Annotated in this window: 13 protein-coding genes and 1 pseudogene; 9 read left to right on the forward strand and 5 right to left on the reverse strand. The window is 61.8% G+C overall.

Annotated features, from left to right (window positions below; all coding sequences use genetic code 11):
* Positions 1–931, forward strand: a pseudogene (locus tag FJ930_RS25975) (glutaminase).
* 78 nt (positions 932–1,009) lie between these two features.
* Here FJ930_RS25975 and FJ930_RS25980 read toward each other — a convergent pair.
* On the reverse strand, positions 1,010–3,997 hold the full coding sequence (locus FJ930_RS25980; protein WP_141840664.1) for a ribonuclease E/G: 2,988 nt from the start codon (positions 3,995–3,997) through the stop codon (positions 1,010–1,012).
* 652 nt (positions 3,998–4,649) lie between these two features.
* On the opposite strand from FJ930_RS25980, the gene FJ930_RS25985 reads away from it, so the two are divergent.
* From FJ930_RS25985 to FJ930_RS26015, 7 genes are all read left to right on the forward strand, one after another.
* Positions 4,650–5,924: an N-acetylmuramoyl-L-alanine amidase gene (locus FJ930_RS25985; RefSeq protein ID WP_141840665.1), complete on the forward strand. Its 1,275-nt coding sequence runs from the start codon at positions 4,650–4,652 to the stop codon at positions 5,922–5,924.
* A 214-nt stretch (positions 5,925–6,138) separates the two neighbouring features.
* Complete coding sequence (locus tag FJ930_RS25990) at positions 6,139–8,595, forward strand: penicillin-binding protein 1A (protein WP_141840666.1); 2,457 nt, start codon at positions 6,139–6,141, stop codon at positions 8,593–8,595.
* A 225-nt stretch (positions 8,596–8,820) separates the two neighbouring features.
* Positions 8,821–9,952 (forward strand): peptide chain release factor 2 gene (gene prfB / locus FJ930_RS25995; RefSeq protein ID WP_141840667.1). Its coding sequence is split into 2 segments (ribosomal slippage): positions 8,821–8,886 and positions 8,888–9,952, totalling 1,131 coding nucleotides; the frame shifts between segments, so codons are not numbered across the junction.
* Positions 9,953–10,266: 314 nt separating this feature from the next.
* Positions 10,267–10,644: a hypothetical protein gene (locus tag FJ930_RS26000; protein ID WP_140609741.1), complete on the forward strand. Its 378-nt coding sequence runs from the start codon at positions 10,267–10,269 to the stop codon at positions 10,642–10,644.
* Between the two features lie 203 nt (positions 10,645–10,847).
* A complete protein-coding gene (locus FJ930_RS26005) occupies positions 10,848–11,216 on the forward strand; it encodes a GFA family protein (protein WP_141840668.1) in 369 nt (122 codons plus the stop codon).
* 143 nt (positions 11,217–11,359) lie between these two features.
* On the forward strand, positions 11,360–12,010 hold the full coding sequence (locus FJ930_RS26010) for an OmpA family protein (RefSeq protein ID WP_140609742.1): 651 nt from the start codon (positions 11,360–11,362) through the stop codon (positions 12,008–12,010).
* A 227-nt stretch (positions 12,011–12,237) separates the two neighbouring features.
* Positions 12,238–12,846, forward strand: coding sequence for a hypothetical protein (locus tag FJ930_RS26015; protein WP_140699098.1), 609 nt, complete (start codon positions 12,238–12,240; stop codon positions 12,844–12,846).
* 173 nt (positions 12,847–13,019) lie between these two features.
* On the opposite strand, the gene FJ930_RS26020 is transcribed toward FJ930_RS26015, so the two are convergent.
* Positions 13,020–14,609: a DEAD/DEAH box helicase gene (locus tag FJ930_RS26020; protein ID WP_181763468.1), complete on the reverse strand. Its 1,590-nt coding sequence runs from the start codon at positions 14,607–14,609 to the stop codon at positions 13,020–13,022.
* Between the two features lie 191 nt (positions 14,610–14,800).
* Entirely contained in the window at positions 14,801–15,574 is a 774-nt protein-coding gene (locus tag FJ930_RS26025; RefSeq protein WP_141840669.1) for an NAD kinase, read from the reverse strand.
* 273 nt (positions 15,575–15,847) lie between these two features.
* Between FJ930_RS26025 and FJ930_RS26030 the strand changes: the two genes are divergently transcribed.
* Positions 15,848–16,099 carry a hypothetical protein gene (locus tag FJ930_RS26030; protein ID WP_246677029.1) on the forward strand — a complete coding sequence of 84 codons (252 nt, stop codon included), beginning with the start codon at positions 15,848–15,850 and terminating at the stop codon, positions 16,097–16,099.
* A gap of 285 nt (positions 16,100–16,384) precedes the next feature.
* On the opposite strand, the gene glf is transcribed toward FJ930_RS26030, so the two are convergent.
* On the reverse strand, positions 16,385–17,569 hold the full coding sequence (gene glf / locus FJ930_RS26040) for a UDP-galactopyranose mutase (RefSeq protein WP_141840671.1): 1,185 nt from the start codon (positions 17,567–17,569) through the stop codon (positions 16,385–16,387).
* Positions 17,570–17,586: 17 nt separating this feature from the next.
* Positions 17,587–18,513 carry a DUF707 domain-containing protein gene (locus FJ930_RS26045; RefSeq protein WP_141840672.1) on the reverse strand — a complete coding sequence of 309 codons (927 nt, stop codon included), beginning with the start codon at positions 18,511–18,513 and terminating at the stop codon, positions 17,587–17,589.
* Between the last annotated feature and the right edge of the window lie 9 nt (positions 18,514–18,522).

Here is an 18,522-nt window from a genome sequence, read left to right on the forward strand (position 1 = left end):
ATGCCGGAACTCGAACAGGCGCTGGCCGAAGTCGCCGCCGAAATGGCCGAACGCACTGATCGCGGCGAGGTTGCTTCCTATATCCCGCAGTTGAGCAAGGTCGATCCAAGGAAATTCGGCATCGCCGCCGTCACCAATGACGGCCGCGTGCTGATGGCGGGTGACGCCGACCAGGCCTTTTCCATCCAGAGCATCTCGAAAGTGTTCACCTTGACGCTGGCGCTCGGCAATGTCGGCGATGCGTTGTGGAAGCGGGTAGGGCGCGAACCCTCGGGCAATCCCTTCAACTCGATCGTCCAGCTCGAGCACGAGAACGGCATTCCGCGCAACCCGTTCATCAATGCCGGTGCCATCGTCGTTTCCGACATCCTGCTTGCCGGCCACCAGCCGCGCGAGGCGATCGGCGAGATCCTGCGCTTCATCCAGTTCCTCGCCGACGACGAGACGATCATTATCGACCCGCGAGGTCGCCGCGTCTGAGCGCGCCACCGGCTATCGCAACTTCGCGCTCGCCAACTACATGAAATCCTTCGGCAACCTTCATCATGCGCCGGAGCTGGCGCTGGGCGTCTATTTCCACCACTGCGCCATTGCCATGAGTTGCCGGCAACTGGCCATGGCCGGCCGGTTCCTCGCCAATGGCGGCCAGAACCCGGCGACCGGCCATTCCGTGGTGTCGGCGGAGCGGGCGCGACGTATCGGCGCCATGATGCTGACCTGCGGCCACTATGACGGCTCAGGCGACTTCGCCTTTCGCGTCGGCATCCCCGGCAAGAGCGGCGTCGGCGGCGGCATATTGGGCATCGTGCCGGGCATTGCATCGCTTGCCGTCTGGTCGCCGGGTCTCAATGCCAACGGCAATTCCAAGCTGGGTTCGATCGCGCTGGAGAAACTGGCCAGGATGATGAACTGGTCGATCTTCGCCCCTTAGTTGAGCCGACAGATATGAAAAATCCCGCGCCGTAGGGCGCGGGATTTATCAACCAATTACTTCAAGGCATTGAAAGGCTTAGAAAAAGCCTTTCCTCTGCCACCAGCCGGCACGTTTCGGCTTTTCTTCGGTCTTGGCTTCCGGCTCATTGGCCACGGTTGACGAAACCACCGGCGCGACCGGTGCATCGATGGCCGCCGGCTTACGCCGCGATGGCCGGGCCTTCGAAGGCTCTTCCTCGACGGCGGCTACCACTGTTTCCTCGGCTACGGTCACCGGAGCTTCGACCGGCGTTTCCGCGGCCGCCTCGGCACCCGTTGATTCGGCGACGGTCTCGGCGGCTGCCTTCTTCGGCTTGGCTGCGCGACGCGCCCGCTTCGGCTTCTCGGTGGTCGGCACCTCGTCGCTCACGGGAGCCACAGGTTCTTCCACCGCAGCGACAGCCACCGGTTCGATCGACGCGGGCTCGCTTTCCGAAGCATCAGCCTCGGACGGCTCGGTCGTTTCGTCCGCACTTGCCTCGGCCTCGCCTTCGCCATCCTCACGGCGGTTGCGTTTGCCGCCGCGCTTGCCGCGCCGGCGCTTCTTGCCCGCGCCTTCCTCCGAAGCCTGCACCGTTTCGTCGGGCTCGGCGGTGCTGATCGGAGCAGTATCGTCTGTTTCCGTGTCGTCACTGTCCGCCGCGTTTGCCGATTCGGCGAAGTCGCCGGCCGGAGCGGAAATGGAGGCTCCGTCCGTCGGCGCGCCATGTTCGCGGTCGCGGTCCCTGCCGCCACGACGTCTGCGGCGCTTGCGACGCTTGCGGTCGCGACCTTCGCCGTCCTCGCCGGCAGGCCGCGGCTGCTGATTCTGCTGCGGCTGTTGGCGCGGCTGCTCGGCCTGCGCCGATGCCTCATCCTCTTCGTCAACGACGACAATCTCGTCCTCGGGCTCTTCCGGCTCGGTATAGGCTGGCAGGCTGCGCACCTCGACGAAGCCTTCGGGCTTTTCGGCCAGAGCGCCGCGGAAGATCGCGTAGTGCTGCGCGCCTACCGCATCGTCGGCCTCGATGGTGATGGTCAGGCCGAACCGGCTTTCCAGTTCCACCAGCGTGCCGCGCTTGTGGTTGAGCACGTAGAGTGCCGTTGCCGCCGGCGTGCGAACCGTGATGTGGCTGCGCGAATCCTTGAGCAGGAATTCCTCGATCGCCCTGACCACCATCAGCGCCACCGACGAATCGGAGCGCACATGGCCCGTGCCGCCGCAATGCGGGCATGGCTTCATGGTCGATTCCAGCACGCTGGCGCGGATGCGCTGGCGCGACATCTCCATCAGGCCGAAATGCGAGATGCGCCCGACCTGGATGCGGGCACGATCGTTCTTGAGGTGATCCTTCAGCCGCTTCTCGACGGATCGGTTGTTGCGGTTCTCCTCCATGTCGATGAAGTCGATGACGATCAGGCCGGCAAGGTCACGCAGCCTGAGCTGGCGGGCTACCTCTTCGGCCGCTTCCAGATTGGTGTGGAGCGCGGTGTCCTCGATCGAGTGCTCCTTGGTGGAGCGGCCCGAATTGACGTCGATGGCGACCAGCGCCTCGGTCTGGTTGATGATGATGTAGCCACCGCTCTTCAGCGTCACCTGCGGCTGCAGCATGCGGTCGAGCTGCGCCTCGATGCCGTTGCGCACGAAGATCGGTGTCGTGTCGCGGAATGGCTGAACCACCTTGGCGTGGCTCGGCATCAGCATGCGCATGAAGTCCTTGGCCTCGCGATAGCCTTCCTCACCCGAGACAAGGATCTCGTCGATATCCTTGTTGTAGAGGTCGCGCACCGAACGCTTGATCAGGCTGCCTTCCTCATAGACGAGGGCAGGGGCGGTGGATTGAAGCGTGAGATTGCGCACGTTCTCCCAAAGCCGCATCAGATATTCATAGTCGCGCTTGATCTCGGCCTTCGTGCGGCTTTCGCCGGCGGTGCGCAGGATGACGCCCATGCCTTGCGGCACTTCGAGATCGGCAACGACTTCCTTGAGGCGCTTGCGGTCGACCGCGCTGGTGATCTTGCGTGAAATGCCGCCACCGCGCGCCGTGTTCGGCATCAGCACCGAATAGCGGCCGGCAAGCGACAGATAGGTGGTGAGTGCGGCGCCCTTGTTGCCGCGCTCTTCCTTGACGACCTGCACCAGCAGGATCTGCCGACGCTTGATGACTTCCTGGATCTTGTACTGGCGACGCACCGGTTTGCGGCGGTTGCGCACTTCTTCCAGCGCATCCTCCGCACCGACCGATTCGATCTCATGATCGTCGGGATGCGAGGACTGGACCTCCTCCAGCATGCCACGATCATTGTCGGTGGAGGTGGCTTCGCTGCCCTGTTCCGCCTGGGGAGCGGGCTCGGAAATCACATCGGCTTCGACGGAGGCGGCGATCGAAGTAGGGCCGCCGTCGCGGGTCTCGTTTTCGCCCTCTTCGGAAGAAGAGTCGCCCTGTTCGGAAGGACCTTCATTATCGTGGGATTCGTCGGCGTGTTCGGATGCATCGGCATGTTCGGAGGTATCCGCCGCATGTTCGATGGTTTCCGAAACGTGGGAGGTGTCCTCGGCCACGACGTCAGCGCCATGGCCGTTGTCCTCACCTGTCTCGCCGGCGGCTTCGTTTGCCTCGTCGGAATCGGCTGAACCGGCATCGCGCTTGTGCTCGGCACGGTCGCGGCTCTTGCCGCCGCGCCGGCGTCCGCGCCGTCCGCGGTCACGGTTCTGGCGATCGTCGCCATCGCCATCCTCGTCCTCCTCGTCTTCGGCCTCCTGCGCTTCCGCGCGCAGCAGTGCCTGACGATCGGCGACCGGAATCTGGTAGTAGTCGGGGTGTATTTCACTGAAGGCGAGAAAACCGTGACGGTTGCCGCCATATTCGACAAAAGCTGCCTGAAGGGAGGGTTCGACGCGCGTTACGCGGGCGAGATAGATATTTCCTTTGAGCTGCTTCTTGTCCTGGGATTCAAAGTCGAATTCTTCGATACGGTTACCGCGTACGACGACAACGCGTGTTTCCTCCGGGTGGGAGGCGTCTATCAGCATTTTGTTGGGCATTATTTCGTTTCCCCCCGGCAGCCGTCAGCCGCAGCTGGCGGGGCAAAGCCCGCTGCTGTGTGTCTGGATGAATGTGGGTGCCGGATAATTGAACGTCCGCCGGACGCTGCCCGCGTGTCATGGCGGTGCCGCCCGCAGCCATATTGGCGCGGTTTGATGCGGACCTTTCCATGATTGCGCTTGAAGCCATCGTCACCAGCAGAACTTTTGAACCAAAGCCCGGAAACCGGACCAGCTTGTTTGCTCATATAGAGCCGGCACGGGAACAAACCCGGCCGTTTTCCTCACGCAGGCGATTCCCCCGCCACGGGCGCACACCTGCGAAATTCGTCGCGATCACCTGTAGCCTTCTCGCGTGAAGCGAAAGGAGCCGCCTTTCATCTGACCCTGTAGCAGGAAGCTGCGGAGGAGGGCGGTTCCAGGATTGCAGTGATCCACTATCGCTTTTATGATTTGGCGGGTTGGAAGGCAACCCCGATTTCCGATGCCGGCAAAAAGCAGTTCCGCAGCGTAACCCTGGGTTCCAACCTTGCATGAAAAGGCTTGGTTAACCTTCTCTGGATACCAATCGTTAATCGAATTCGCGGCCTAACCGGCACTTCGGTGAAACGAGCAGGCGCCTGGCGCCAAACCGTGAGCGACTGGAAGAGAGATGGGACTGGCAGACTTCACAGGCAAGGGATGTCGTGTTGGCGGCCAGATTCTCGGCGCCTTCCGTCTCCTGCTGCTGGTGGCGATTTTCTTTGCGTGCTCCTCTGTTGCCAATGCCGCCGATGCACCGCTCGTGGCGAAGGGTTACAAGATGGCGGGCGATGCCACCAAGATGCGCATCGTCATGGATTTCGATCGCGAACCGGACATCAAATGGTTCCTGCTGCGTGGGCCCAATCGTCTGGTCATCGACCTTGCGAATAGCAGGCTGGCCATCGACGCCAAGGATCTGAAGCCGCGCGGCCTGGTCAAGGGTGTGCGGCTGGGCGAGATCGGCGACGGCGTTTCGCGGCTGATTCTCACCGGCAAGGGGCCGTTCGCCGTCGATAGGCTCGATGTGCTCAAGAACGAGGACGGATCCGGCTATCGCATCGCCATCGACATGTCGGCGGCCTCCGAACGTGAGTTCGACACCGCCCTCGCCAACCAGGCGTTGACCACCGGCTCCACGGTTTCGACCGACAAGGGTGGGCGGGTCGGCACCGGCCCGGTCTCCAATCCGGGCCACCGCTTCACCGTCGTCATCGATCCCGGCCATGGCGGTATCGACGGCGGCGCCGAGGGCCTGAACGGCACCATAGAGAAGAACGTCACGCTGGCTTTCGCCACGGAGTTGCGCGACAAGCTCGCGGCCATCGGCAAATACGATGTCTTCATGACGCGTGACACCGATGAATATCTGCGCCTGGACGACCGCGTGCGCATCGCCCGCCAGCATGAGGCAGACCTGCTGATCTCGATCCATGCCGACACGATCAGCGTCAAGGGCATCCGCGGCGCCACCGTCTACACCGTCTCCGACAAAGCGTCGGACCCCCAGGCGCAGGCGCTTGCCGACCGCGAAAATCTCTCCGACCAGTTCGCCGGCATGGTTATCAAGGACGACAACAAGGAGGTGACCGACATCCTGATCGATCTGATCCGCCGCGAGACGCATACCTTCTCGATGAGTTTTGCCCACACATTGGTCGGCGAACTGTCGACCAGCGTGGGCCTCATCAACAATCCGCAACGTTCCGCGGGATTCAAGGTGCTGAAGGCGCCAGACGTGCCATCGGTGCTGGTCGAGCTCGGCTATCTCTCGAACGCCAAGGACGAGGCGCAGCTCCTCAACGCCGAGTGGCGCGGCAAGGCCGCGCAAAGCATCACCAACGCTGTTGCGCTGTTCGCCTCCGCCCGAGCCGGAACCGGAACCGGAACCGGAACCGGAGGCTGACATGCCTCACGGGCGCCTGCAACCGGAGGCGGCGTTGCGCAACGACAACACAAGGTGCCTTTATTTCGGGCGCGTGGTCACGAAATCAGGGCTTGCCGTATTTTGTCCACATGGTGGCGACATGGGTTTTCGATTACGGTTTGGGACCGGCTCGAAAGCTTGCGTGGAAGGCGGCTTCGTTTAGGAAATTCCCGAACCAAGGACTGGAGCGGGTATGATTCGTCTCATTGGCTATTTCTTCGGCATCGGCACGACGCTGGCCCTTCTGGTCGCGGCGGGCGTTGCGATTTACATTAGCCATCTGTCCAAGGATCTGCCCGACTACGAGGTGCTGGCCAAGTATGAGCCGCCGGTGACCACCCGCATCCATGCCTCGGACGGCTCGCTGATGGCCGAATATGCGCGCGAGCGACGCCTGTACCTGCCAATCCAGGCGATCCCGGATCGCGTCAAGGCGGCGTTCCTGTCGGCTGAGGACAAGAACTTCTACAACCACCCCGGCATCGACGTGACCGGCCTTGGCCGTGCCGTCATCGTCAACTTTCAGAATCTCGGCTCGGGCAGGCGCCAGGTCGGTGCCTCGACGATCACTCAGCAGGTGGCCAAGAACTTCCTGCTGACCGCGGACCAGACCTACGAGCGCAAGATCAAGGAAATGATCCTGGCCTTCCGCATCGAGCAGGCCTATCCCAAGGATCGCATTCTCGAGCTCTACCTCAACGAAATCTTCTTCGGCTTCGGCGCCTATGGCGTCGCCGGCGCGGCGCTTACCTATTTCGACAAGTCGGTGAACGAGCTGACCGTCGCCGAGGCCGCTTATCTGGCCTCCCTGCCGAAGGGACCGAACAATTACCACCCGTTCAAGCATGCCGATCGCGCGATTGAGCGCCGCAACTGGGTCATCGACCAGATGGTCGAGAATGGCTACGTCACGCGTGAGGAAGGCAACAAGGCCAAGGCCGAGCCGCTCGGCGTGACGCCACGCCGCACCGGCACCTATCTTTTCGCCGGCGAGTATTTCACCGAGGAGGTTCGCCGCCAGATCATCGCCCGCTATGGCGAGAACGCGCTTTACGAAGGCGGCCTGTCCGTTCGCACGACGCTTGATCCGAAGATTCAGCTCATTGCTCGCAAGGCGATGCAGAACGGCTTGTTGAAGTACGATACGCTGCGCGGTTATCGCGGGCCGGTGAAATCGATCGATGTCTCCGGTGACTGGGGCGTGCCTCTGGGCAACGTCAAGGGCCTCGAGGATGTTCCCGAATGGTCGCTCGCCGTCGTGCTCGACAGTTCCGCGACCGGCCTGTCGATCGGCCTGCAGCCCGCGCGCCAGGCGTCTGGCGACATCGTCAAGGAACGTGTCGAAGGCACCGTCAGCAAGGACGACATGGGCTTCGCCATGCGCCATGTGGTCGGCGGCAAGACCGTCAAGGCCAAGTCGCCGGCCGAAGTGCTCAAACCGGGCGACGTCATCTTCGTGCAGAAGAACCAAGGCTCCGACAATGCCTACAGCCTGCGTCAGGTTCCCGAAGTGGAAGGAGGCCTGATCGCCATGGATCCGCATACCGGCCGCGTGCTGGCCATGGTCGGCGGTTTCTCCTACGCCCAGTCCGAATTCAACCGTGCCACTCAGGCGATGCGCCAGCCGGGCTCTTCGTTCAAGCCGATCGTCTATTCGGCCGCGCTCGACAACGGCTATACGCCGGCCTCTGTGATCATGGATGGACCGATCACCATCCAGAGCGGCAACACGACCTGGACACCGAAGAACTATGACGGCACCGTCGCCGGCCCGGCAACCCTGCGCTCCGGCATCGAGAAGTCGCGCAACCTCATGACGGTGCGGCTTGCCAACGACATGGGCATGAAGCTGGTCGTCGAATACGCCGAGCGCTTCGGCGTCTACGATCATCTGGCCCCGTATTTGCCGATGGCGCTGGGCTCCGGCGAGACGACCGTCATGCGCATGGTTTCGGCCTATTCGATCATGGCCAATGGCGGCAAGTCGATCAAGCCGTCGCTGATCGACCGCATCCAGGATCGCTACGGCAAGACAGTGTTCAAGCAGGATGAGCGTGGCTGCGAGGGCTGCAACGCGCCTGAATGGAAGAACCAGCCGGAGCCGGAACTGGTCGACAATTCCGAGCAGGTGCTCGATCCGATGACCGCATACCAGATCACCTCGATGATGGAAGGCGTCGTGCAGCGCGGCACCGGCGCCACCATCGGCGAGCTCGGGCGCCACATCGCCGGCAAGACCGGAACGACCAATGACGAGAAGGACGCCTGGTTCATCGGTTTTACGCCCAACCTCGTCGTCGGTCTCTATATGGGCTACGACACGCCGCGCGGCCTTGGCCATGGCGCCACCGGCGGCGGTCTCGCAGCTCCGATCTTCAAGGATTTCATGCGCGTGGCGCTGGACGGCACGCCCAATGTCGACTTCAAGGTTCCCGATGGCATGAACCTGATCGCCATCAACCGCAAGACCGGCATGCGGGCGACACCGGGTGACCCGGGCACCATCATCGAGGCCTTCAAGCCAGGTACCGGCCCCGCCGACAGCTATTGGGTGATCGGCATGGGCGCCGACGGCTCCAACGCCTCCGGCGGCGCGCTATCGCCGCAGGCCAACCAGGCCATTCAGGACGGTGGCGGCGGCCTCTACTGACGGTTCAAATCCCGACCACGGGCCAGCCCGGGGCTGGCCCATTTCGCTTTACACGCGGCAGCACCGTCCCTATGTATCGCGCCGACCAGAGCAATTCCAGGAAAGTGCCTAGCGGTTTTCCGTCCGGAATTGCGTCAAACAGAAAAGTTGGAGCGGTTCGGCGTTTCCTTCAAACACCGATCCGCTCTAACCGTCACTTTCAGCAACAGGACAGAATACCAGGCCATGCGCGCGGAAACGCAGAATATTGTCGACGAGATCAGGCAGGCGATAACCCTGCTGAGGAGGCATCTTTGACTGGGATCAGGCCATTAAACGGCTTGAATACCTGAATGTCCGTGCCGAGGACGCCAGCCTCTGGAACGAACCGCTGGAAGCGCAGAAGCTGATGCGCGAACGCCAGGGCCTCGAGGAAGGCATAGCGGCGGTCAAGGGTCTGACCCAGGCACTGGAAGACAATATCGGCCTGATCGAGCTCGGCGAGGAAGAGGGCGACCAAGGGGTCATAGCCGAGGCGGAAGCCGCGATCCGATCGATGCAGGGCGAAGCGAAGGCCCGCCAGGTCGAAACGCTGCTGTCGGGCGAGGCTGACGCCAACGACACCTATCTCGAAATCCACGCCGGCGCCGGCGGCACCGAGAGCCAGGACTGGGCCTCGATGCTTTTGCGCATGTACACACGCTGGGCCGAGCGCCGCCGGTTCAAGGTCGAGGTGCTGGAAGTGCATGACGGCGAAGAAGCGGGCATCAAGTCCGCGACATTGCTGATCAAGGGCCACAATGCCTATGGCTGGCTGAAGACCGAATCTGGCGTCCACCGCCTGGTGCGTATTTCGCCCTATGACAGCAACGCGCGCCGGCATACGTCCTTTTCCAGTATCTGGGTCTATCCTGTCGTCGACGACACGATCGATATCGACGTTTCCGAATCGGACGTGCGCATCGACACCTACCGCTCCTCCGGCTCGGGTGGCCAGCACGTCAACACCACCGATTCGGCCGTGCGCATCACCCATATCGCCACGGGCATCGCGGTGGCCTGCCAGGCCGAGCGTTCGCAGCACAAGAACCGGGCGAAGGCCTGGGAAATGCTGCGCTCGCGGCTCTACGAGGAAGAGCTGAAGAAGCGTGAGGCCATCGCCAACGCCACCGAAGCCTCGAAGAGCGACATCGGCTGGGGTCACCAGATCCGCTCCTATGTGCTGCAGCCCTATCAGTTGGTGAAGGACCTGCGCACCGGCGTCGAAAGCACCAGTCCGTCGAGCGTGCTCGATGGCGACCTCGATGATTTCATGGAAGCGTCGCTGTCGCAGCGCATCGAGGGCGGCGCTGGCGAAGTGGTGGCTGACTTGGATTAGGTCAGCCGATGTCCTGCGACGCAGGCCAGCGAATGGCAGTCGCGCACCCTTTTTCACGATTGTCGCGTTCACCATTGTCGCGACGAGCTGGCGCTGTGTGAAAGCGCGCCGTGGCTGCCGCGACGGCAGAGCATGGGCCGGCTACGCAGCTATTGCTTGCGCCGGCTCGCATTTCGGCTCACCATCAGCGGCAGGAGGAGGCAAAGCATATATGGCCGGTCGCGGCATATCTGCTGACGGTTCGGCCACTGGGAAGACACGTTCCGGGAACGGGCAAGCGAAATGCTTGAATCTCGTTTGAAAGGAGCGTTGCCATGTTTTCTGCCGGTTTTAGATCGGCCTTTGCCGTTCCATCGGTTGGCCGGCCTCTCCTGCCTCTGTGTGCTGCCTGCGCGATAGCTGCCCTGACGGCGCCAGCCCTGGCGCATGACGCCAAGCCGACCGCGGCCAAACCGCAAGGCTGGAGCTATCCGTTCGCCTGCTGCGCGAACTACGATTGCCGCGAGGTATCGCAGACCTCGATCAGCGAACGCCCGGAAGGCTATGTCATCAAGGATACCGGGGAGGTGCTGGCCTACAGCGACAGGCGGATCAAGGATTCGCCCGACGGTGAGTTTCATTGGTGTGCTCACGTGGCCGGTCTCGATGCAGGCAAGACGATCTGCCTGTTTGTGCCGCCGCAGTCTTACTGATGCATGTCGCCTGGGTCCCGGTTCCGGGAGCCCGACAAGCATGAAACAGAGACCTAAAGTGCGTCGCCACAATCCGTTCGAACGTGACACGCTTTAGAGCCGCTGGCTGCTGTTCGCGGGCAAAAGCCTGCTGACGGACAGTTGTCAGGATCGCTTCTTTATGGTGCCTTGCCGCGCGGGGCGGACAATGGAAGGTGATGTTCATGGCCATCAAGGGAAGCTGCCACTGCAAGGCCACCACGTTCGAGGTTTCGCAGGCGCCAGAAACCGTGACGCGGTGCACCTGTTCGTTCTGCTCGAAACGCGGCTCTCTGTGGGCTTACTACACGCCGCCGCAGTTCAGGCTCATCACACCGCCGAAAAATGTTTCATTCTATCAATGGGGCTCGAAGACCGTAAAACATGGTTTCTGCGCGACCTGTGGCTGCGGCACCTTCACCGAAACGCCGGATTGGTCGACTGGCGAGCCGAATTTCGACAATCCGAAGATCAGCGTCAATTCTCGGCTATTCGATGATTTCGATCTCGACAAGGTCGAAGTGGTGGTCATTGACGGCAAGAATCTCTGGTAATCTTCCAGGCGCCAGTCAGCTCCGGGGAAAAGCTGCGGCAAGCGCTTTTGCCATTCCGCTTTTCGCCGTATTTCATGGTACAAGTCGCGGGAAGGGCTGATTTGGCGCCATCGCAATGGCGTGACTTGGAGAGGGACCATCCTATGAAGAAGACCGTGCTCGTCGTCGTGGCGACGGCTTTGCTCGTGAGCGCCTGCACCACGACCGATCCGTATACCGGCGACCAGAAGATTTCCAACACGGCCGCTGGTGCCGGCCTCGGCGCTTTGGCTGGCGCCAGCCTTGGCCTGCTTGCCGGTGGCAATGATCGCCGCAACGCGCTGATTGGTGCCGGTATCGGTGCACTGGCCGGCGGCGCCATCGGCGCCACCATGGATCAGAACGAGGCCGAGCTGCGCCGCCAGCTCCAGGGTACAGGCGTAAGCGTCACACGCAGCGGCGACCAGATCATTCTCAACATGCCGTCCGACATCACCTTCAATGTCGATCAGGACGCGGTGAAGCCCGGCTTCTATCCGGTGCTCAATTCCGTCGCGCTGGTGCTGAAGAAATTCCGCCAGACGACCGTCGACGTGTTTGGCCATACCGATTCGACAGGCGGCGACCAGCACAATTTCGATCTGTCGCAGCGGCGTGCACTGGCGGTCGCCAACTATCTGTCCGGCCAGGGCGTCGATTCGCGCCGCTTTGCCGTCACCGGCTTCGGCAAGACGCGGCCCGTCGCATCCAATGCAACGGCCGAAGGCCGCGCCCAGAACCGGCGCGTCGAGATCCAGCTTTCTCCGCTCACCTGAACCGGACGGCATGCGAATGCAAAACGGTCCCCATGTGGGGCCGTTTTTGTTTGAGCGGAATTAGCGCGCTGGAGAATTAGCTAGTTCTAAATAGCTGCTTTCCTGCGGCCATGGAAAGGAATAGCATCGTCGCTGTCCAGAGGGGATGAGGCGGTACAACTGGCCGCGCAATCAGCATTTTCCGCCTCCGTCTTGAACGGCCAGATCAGAAAATCTGGGAGGAATGCATGACAAGAACAGCCTGCCTTGGGCGCTGCGGCGTCCTCGCTTTGACGAGTATTGTAGGCGCATGGTTAGGCGTCGCTTCGGCCGTGGCCGAAGACGCCAACAAGGCCGACATCGACGCCTTGAAAAAATCATTGGCCAAATATCAGGACTACACCGTCGCCGTTCGCGACCTCTATCTGTCGACAGTCGGCTGCGTCTATTACAGCGGAGAAAAGATACCGGGCGCGATGGACTATCCGAAAGGCGCCATGGGCATCCATTTCGTCAACGCTCAAAGTGTCGGCCAAAAACTCGATCCGATGCGCCCCAATGTGCTGATCTACGAACCGACGAAAAAGGGCTTGCAACTTGTCGGGGTGGAATGGCTGGTGCCGTTGACGCCGGACATCAAGGAGCCGCCGAAGCTGCTCGGCCAAACCTTCCAGGGTCCGATGGAGGGACACTACCCGCTCATTCCGAGGGAGTTCGTCCACTACGATCTTCACGCCTGGCTGTTCAGGGACAATCCGAACGGTATGTTCAGCCCGACGAACCCGAACGTGAAATGCAACAAGGCCGAGTTTCCGATGCTGGAAAAACCGACCAAGATGATGCCTGGACCGATGTAAGGGGCGAGTCAGGGCTAACGCATGTCGCCGGAGGCGGCCCCGTCTTGGGAGCACGACACGGATGGAAACAAAGGCCTAAAGCAAAGCGCGTCGCCTGGCGCTGTTCGCACGCGACGCGGTTAGACGTCTGCCGGGAGGGCAAGCCGGATGGCTGGCTTGCTTTCGTTCGGCGATCAGACCTTGGCGACGATGCGCATGAAGGCCGGCATGTCGTCGCCGAAGCCGACAGTGGTGTCATTGTCTTCCTGATGCTGGCGGGCAGGGCGGTTGCGTTGCGGCCTGGTGTCACCGCGCTCCGGTGCGCGATCCGAGGACGTCTTGCGCTCGGAGTTTTCCGAACGGATCGCATCCTTGCGCGCGCGCCGTTCGACGATGTCGGCCACGGCCGACTCGGGTGCATCGGGCTGTTCGCTTTGCTGGGCAACCGCGGCCGGGGCATCTTCCTCGCTGCGCCGGGCACGACGTTCGCCGCCTCTCTTGCGCTCGCCATTGTCCTTGCGATCATGGGCCTTGCGGTCCTCGTCCTTGCGGCCGGCACGACGCGGCGCGCCTTTGCCACGGCGCGGAGCATCATCCTCGCTCTCGCTGGCAACAACCGTCGACAGGTCGCCGTCATGCCACTCGATCTTGGTGCCGATCAGCCGTTCGATAGCGTCGATATACTTGGTGTCGGACTTGGTCGCGATGGTGAAGGACTTACCCGAGCGACCAGCGCGGCCGGTGCGGCCGATACGGTGGACATAATCCTCGGCATGGATCGGAACGTCGTAGTTGAAGACGTGGCTGACGTCGGGGATATCGAGGCCGCGCGCGGCGACGTCCGAAGCGACGAGATAGCGCAATTTGCCGTCACGGAAATTGGCCAGCATCTGCATGCGGGCGCGCTGGTCCATGTCACCATGCAGTGCGCCGGCATCGAAATCATGCTTCAGCAGCGAGCGGAACAGCTCCGACACCTCGACCTTGCGGTTGCAGAAGATGATGGCGTTCTTCAGTTCCGCGTCTTCGGCCTTTATCAGGTTGCGCAGCGTCTCGCGTTTGTCCCACGGCTTGGAGCCGGATTTCACCAGCCGCTGCGTAATATTGGTGGCGGTGGAGGCTGCCTTGGAAACCTCGACACGCACCGGGGCATGCAGGAATTTCTCCGTCAGCTTGGTGATCTCGGGCGGCATGGTCGCCGAGAAGAACAGCGTCTGCCGGGTGAACGGGATCATCTCGCAGATGCGCTCGATATCGGGAATGAAGCCCATGTCGAGCATGCGGTCGGCTTCGTCGATGACAAGGATCTCGACACCGTTGAGCAGCAGCTTGCCACGCTCGCGGTGGTCGAGCAGGCGGCCCGGCGTCGCGATCAGCACGTCGGCGCCGCGCTCCAGCTTCTTGTCCTGCTCATCGAAGGACACGCCGCCGATCAGCAGCGCAATGTTGAGCTTGTGGTTCTTGCCGTATTTGACGAAGTTTTCTTCGACCTGTGCGGCGAGTTCGCGCGTCGGCTCCAGGATCAGCGTGCGCGGCATGCGGGCGCGGGCGCGGCCCTTTTCCAGCCGGGTCAGCATCGGCAGCACGAAAGAGGCCGTCTTGCCGGTGCCGGTCTGGGCAATACCCAGCACGTCCTTGCCGAGCAAGGCGTGCGGGATGGCGCCGGCCTGGATCGGCGTCGGCTGCGTGTAGCCGGCATCGGTGACTGCGGAAAGCACCTTCGGCGACAGGCCGAGGTCTGAAAAGGTCAACGCTTCTTGAGCGATCGTGGTGTCTGAGGACAAGTGTTGCTGTCTTTGGCTGGTTCGGGGAGGCGCAACGTCATTCGTCGCGGCAAGCGCCGCGCGCCTGCAAAGTTGGTATGCGATTAGGCGCAAGTCCACGATTTGTCAACAGAAACAGGCGGGATTGGCGCGATTGTGAAGTCGTAACCTTAATCGCGATGCTTAATCCGGCCGCTTCTCTCTGTGCCGGCTCAGTAACGGAACTGTTCAGCTAGGATGCGTTCGTTCCAGGAATGGTTGGGATCGAACAGCAAGGTCGCCGTGGCTGTCGGCGATTCCCGCACCGTTACCGAAGTCACCGCCTTGACCTCCGTGTGGTCGGCGGCAGCGTTCACCGGCCGCTTTTCAGGCTCCAGAATGTCGAAGCGCACGGTCGCCTTGTTGGAGAGCAATGCACCACGCCAGCGGCGCGGACGAAACGGGCTGACCGGCGTAAGCGCCAGAAGCGGAGCGTCGAGCGGCAGGATCGGGCCGTGCGCGGAAAGATTGTAAGCGGTCGATCCCGCCGGCGTCGCGATCATCACGCCATCGCAGCTCAGTTCCTCGAGCCGTATCTGGTCGTCGACACTGATGCGGATCTTGGCCGTCTGATAGGATTGGCGCCAAAGCGCCACTTCGTTGATCGCCAGCGCCGACACCGTTTCGCCTTCCGAGGTGACGGCCTGCATTTCGAGCGGGCGGATCGTTTCGGCGACCGCGGCCGCGATGCGCTCGGTGAGCCCTCCGGACCGGTACTCATTCATCAGGAAGCCGATGGTGCCACGGTTCATGCCGTAGACCTTCTTTCCCGTTCCCATCGTGTCGCGCAAAGTCTGCAGCAGGAAGCCATCGCCGCCCAAGGCCACCACAACGCCCGCGTCCGCGACCGAACACTGACCATAGCGCCCCGTCAGGCTTTCCAGCGCCGCCTTGGCGTCTGCTGTGTCGGACGAAACGAAGGCGATGCTGTTGGCGGCTGTGCTCATGGCTCCCCGATCGCGACCGATTGGCGAGATTCCGGCCGCGCCAGCGCCGGGGTAGCATGGGCGGGGCGGGTCTGCAAAGAGAGCCGTTGTATCGGCCTGCGAAACCACACCGCGACTGCGTCGCCAGGCCGGCAGGTCGCGCTTCATGTCAGAGCGCGAGCGAATGTGATGGTTAAGGCGGGGCTTAAACTCTCGTAAACGCGGATCGATCATGTTAGCCGGCATGGGCAGCGTGGGGCGCCCGCGGCACCGCTGTATCCTTCGGGATGTCAAATGGAGGCTGCGGCACTTTTGATCGTGCGCATGATCCCTGGAAAATCCTCATCCCGGGATATGCGCCAGCCAGACGAGGCCGACACGTTGCCGGTAACACGCCTGATTGTTGTTTTTGTCATGCTGGGTAGCTTCGCGCTGGTCTTCGCCGAGCTTGTGCGCCAGTCGGAACAAATGAGCACGAGATCGGTACCCACGGCATCGCGTTGCGGCGATGCCGCCGGAATGCCTTGCCCGCAAAGAGCGCTGTAGGTCGCGAAAACACGCTCGCCATCCACGTCATGGAACCACCGCCGATGCTCGGCATGTCTTGCCCGCTGCTGGCAGCCGCATCGAACACCATGCGGCTGTGCCGCAGGATCCGACAAACCGGTGCCCGGACCTGACCCTGGCAAGACGGGTCTTCCCGGGTGGGAGGCAACGACCGGTTACCAGAACGGATCCGGCGCGCACCTTCGAATGGTTCCAGCGGCGGATCATGGCTGGCGGCAGGTCGGCGGCAACCGCCTGATGATCCGAAATTTGCGGCTCAGCCCCTCATAGCGGCCGCGAAAGAGAACCAAGCCTGCCGGTGAAATAGGGCCCAAGCACGGTTTCGAAGGCGTTCAGGGCAGCGCCGATCGCCTGATGCATGTCGAGATAACGATAGGTGCCCAGCCGTCCCCCGAGATGCAGGTTTTTCTCGGCGGCCGCCCGTTCGAGATAACGACGGTAGACCGCCTGATCCCGGCGTGTGTCGATCGGATAGTAAGGCTCGTCGGTGCGGCCGGCAAACCGGGAGTACTCGCGGCCAATAAGTGTCTTGTCGCTCTTATGCTGACGTTCCGGATTGAAATGCCGGAATTCAACGACGCGGGTGTAAGGTATGGCTTCGTCGGCATAATTCATGATCGCCGTGCCCTGATGATCCGGCGTGTCCATGACTTCCAGATCGATATCGATGGTTCGCCAGCCGAGTTCGCCCTCGCAATAATCGAAATAACGGTCGATTGGGCCGGTGTAGACGACCGGCAAGTCCTTCGGCAGCAAAAGCTTGATATCGAAGAAGTCGACGCCAAGCCGTGTTTCGATGTGTTTGTGCGCGAGCATCTTTTCGAAGATCGCGGTGTAGCCATCCATGGGCTGGCCCTGGAAGCGGTCGTTGAAATAGCCATCGTCGAATGTGAAGCGGACCGGCAGACGCGCGATGATCTGCGCAGGCAACTCGCGCGGGTCCGTCTGCCACTGCTTGGCGGTGTAGCCCTTGATGAAGGCCTCGTAGAGGGGACGGCCGATCAGGGAGATCGCCTTCTCTTCGAGATTGGCCGGTGGGCGATCGCCAAGTTCGGCCGCCTGCTCGGCGATCATGCCGCGCGCCTCGTCCGGGCTCAGTCGCCTGCCGAAGAACTGGCAGATCGTGGCAAGGTTGATCGGTAGCGGATAGACCTTGTCGCGATAGGTCGAGAACGCACGATGGCGATAGGACGTGAAACCGGTGAAGGTCCGCAGATAATTCCACACTTCCTCGTTGGATGTATGAAACAGATGCGGTCCGTAGCGATGGATCTCGACGCCAGTGACGGGATCTTGTTCGGTGTAGGCATTGCCGCCGATGTGCCGGCGCCGGTCGATCACCAGCACACGCCGGCCGAGTTGCGTGGCGATGCGCTCGGCGAGCGTCGCGCCGTAAAAGCCCGCGCCGACTACGAGGATGTCAGCTTCGCCAAGCAGGTTCTTGTTCATTGGCAGTTCTGGCGCTCTCATGGTTCGAGCACGATCTGAGCCAGATCGACGGGCTTGGAGCATTGTCTGCGCAAAAGATGCCAGAGCCGTCTTTTCCATTTAAGCGTTTGACGAAAGTTGCCGCGACCCACGACGTAGTCAGCGACCATGCGCAGGCCGATAATCGGCCGCGATCTCCACCGCCTGCCTTTGCGGTCAACGGCCCCGTAGGACAAGGGAAAGAACTCACCAAATCCATATTGCAACGCCAGTTGGCGGTATTCCGACTCTGCCGTGCGGCCGGACGTGGCCATCGCTTTGACCATATGAATTCCGACTGGCCGCGTATGGCGGACAGGCAGGGCGTCGAATATGGCCGATGCTCCAAGGTTTTGCGCGGCAAGACGTGTCCACAAGGAGTCCAGGCCGAAACCGCTCATGGACTGTTGAAAAAGAGGCAGCATCTTGGCCGCGACATCTGCTCTCATGCAGGGAGCCATGATCTCGATCTTGTCGACCAGGCGAAATTCGAAGCTCTTGCAGCGAAGAAACGGCAGGTGGGTATAGTAACTGTCCAGCGTCAGTGCCGGCTGGGCAACGTGGAGGTCGTGCCGGCGCATATTGGCGAACATTGCTTCGATGGTTGCACGGTCTGCTTCCAGATCATCGTCCGGAAACCAGATATACTCGTAGCGGTCGAGCAGGTCAGGCTGGCGGCTGAGCAGGGCGTGTATGCCGTCCCATTTGCCACCCTTGTGGTCTGTCCGGTTTTCATAGGCCTGCCGAAACGCTGATGGGTCGGCTCCGTAGTAACTGACGATCAAATCGAATTTGCATCCAGTATCGTCCGCTCCCCAACCGCGATGGAGAGAGTTGTCGCCAGCTCTGACGATGACGAGATTGCGGCTGGCGCCGCTGGTTACTGGGCTACTTCCGGCATTCATGCCTTGGTCCAAAGCGGTCATGGCGAGCCC

This window comes from Mesorhizobium sp. B2-4-15, assembly GCF_006658505.1.
GTDB lineage: Bacteria > Pseudomonadota > Alphaproteobacteria > Rhizobiales > Rhizobiaceae > Mesorhizobium.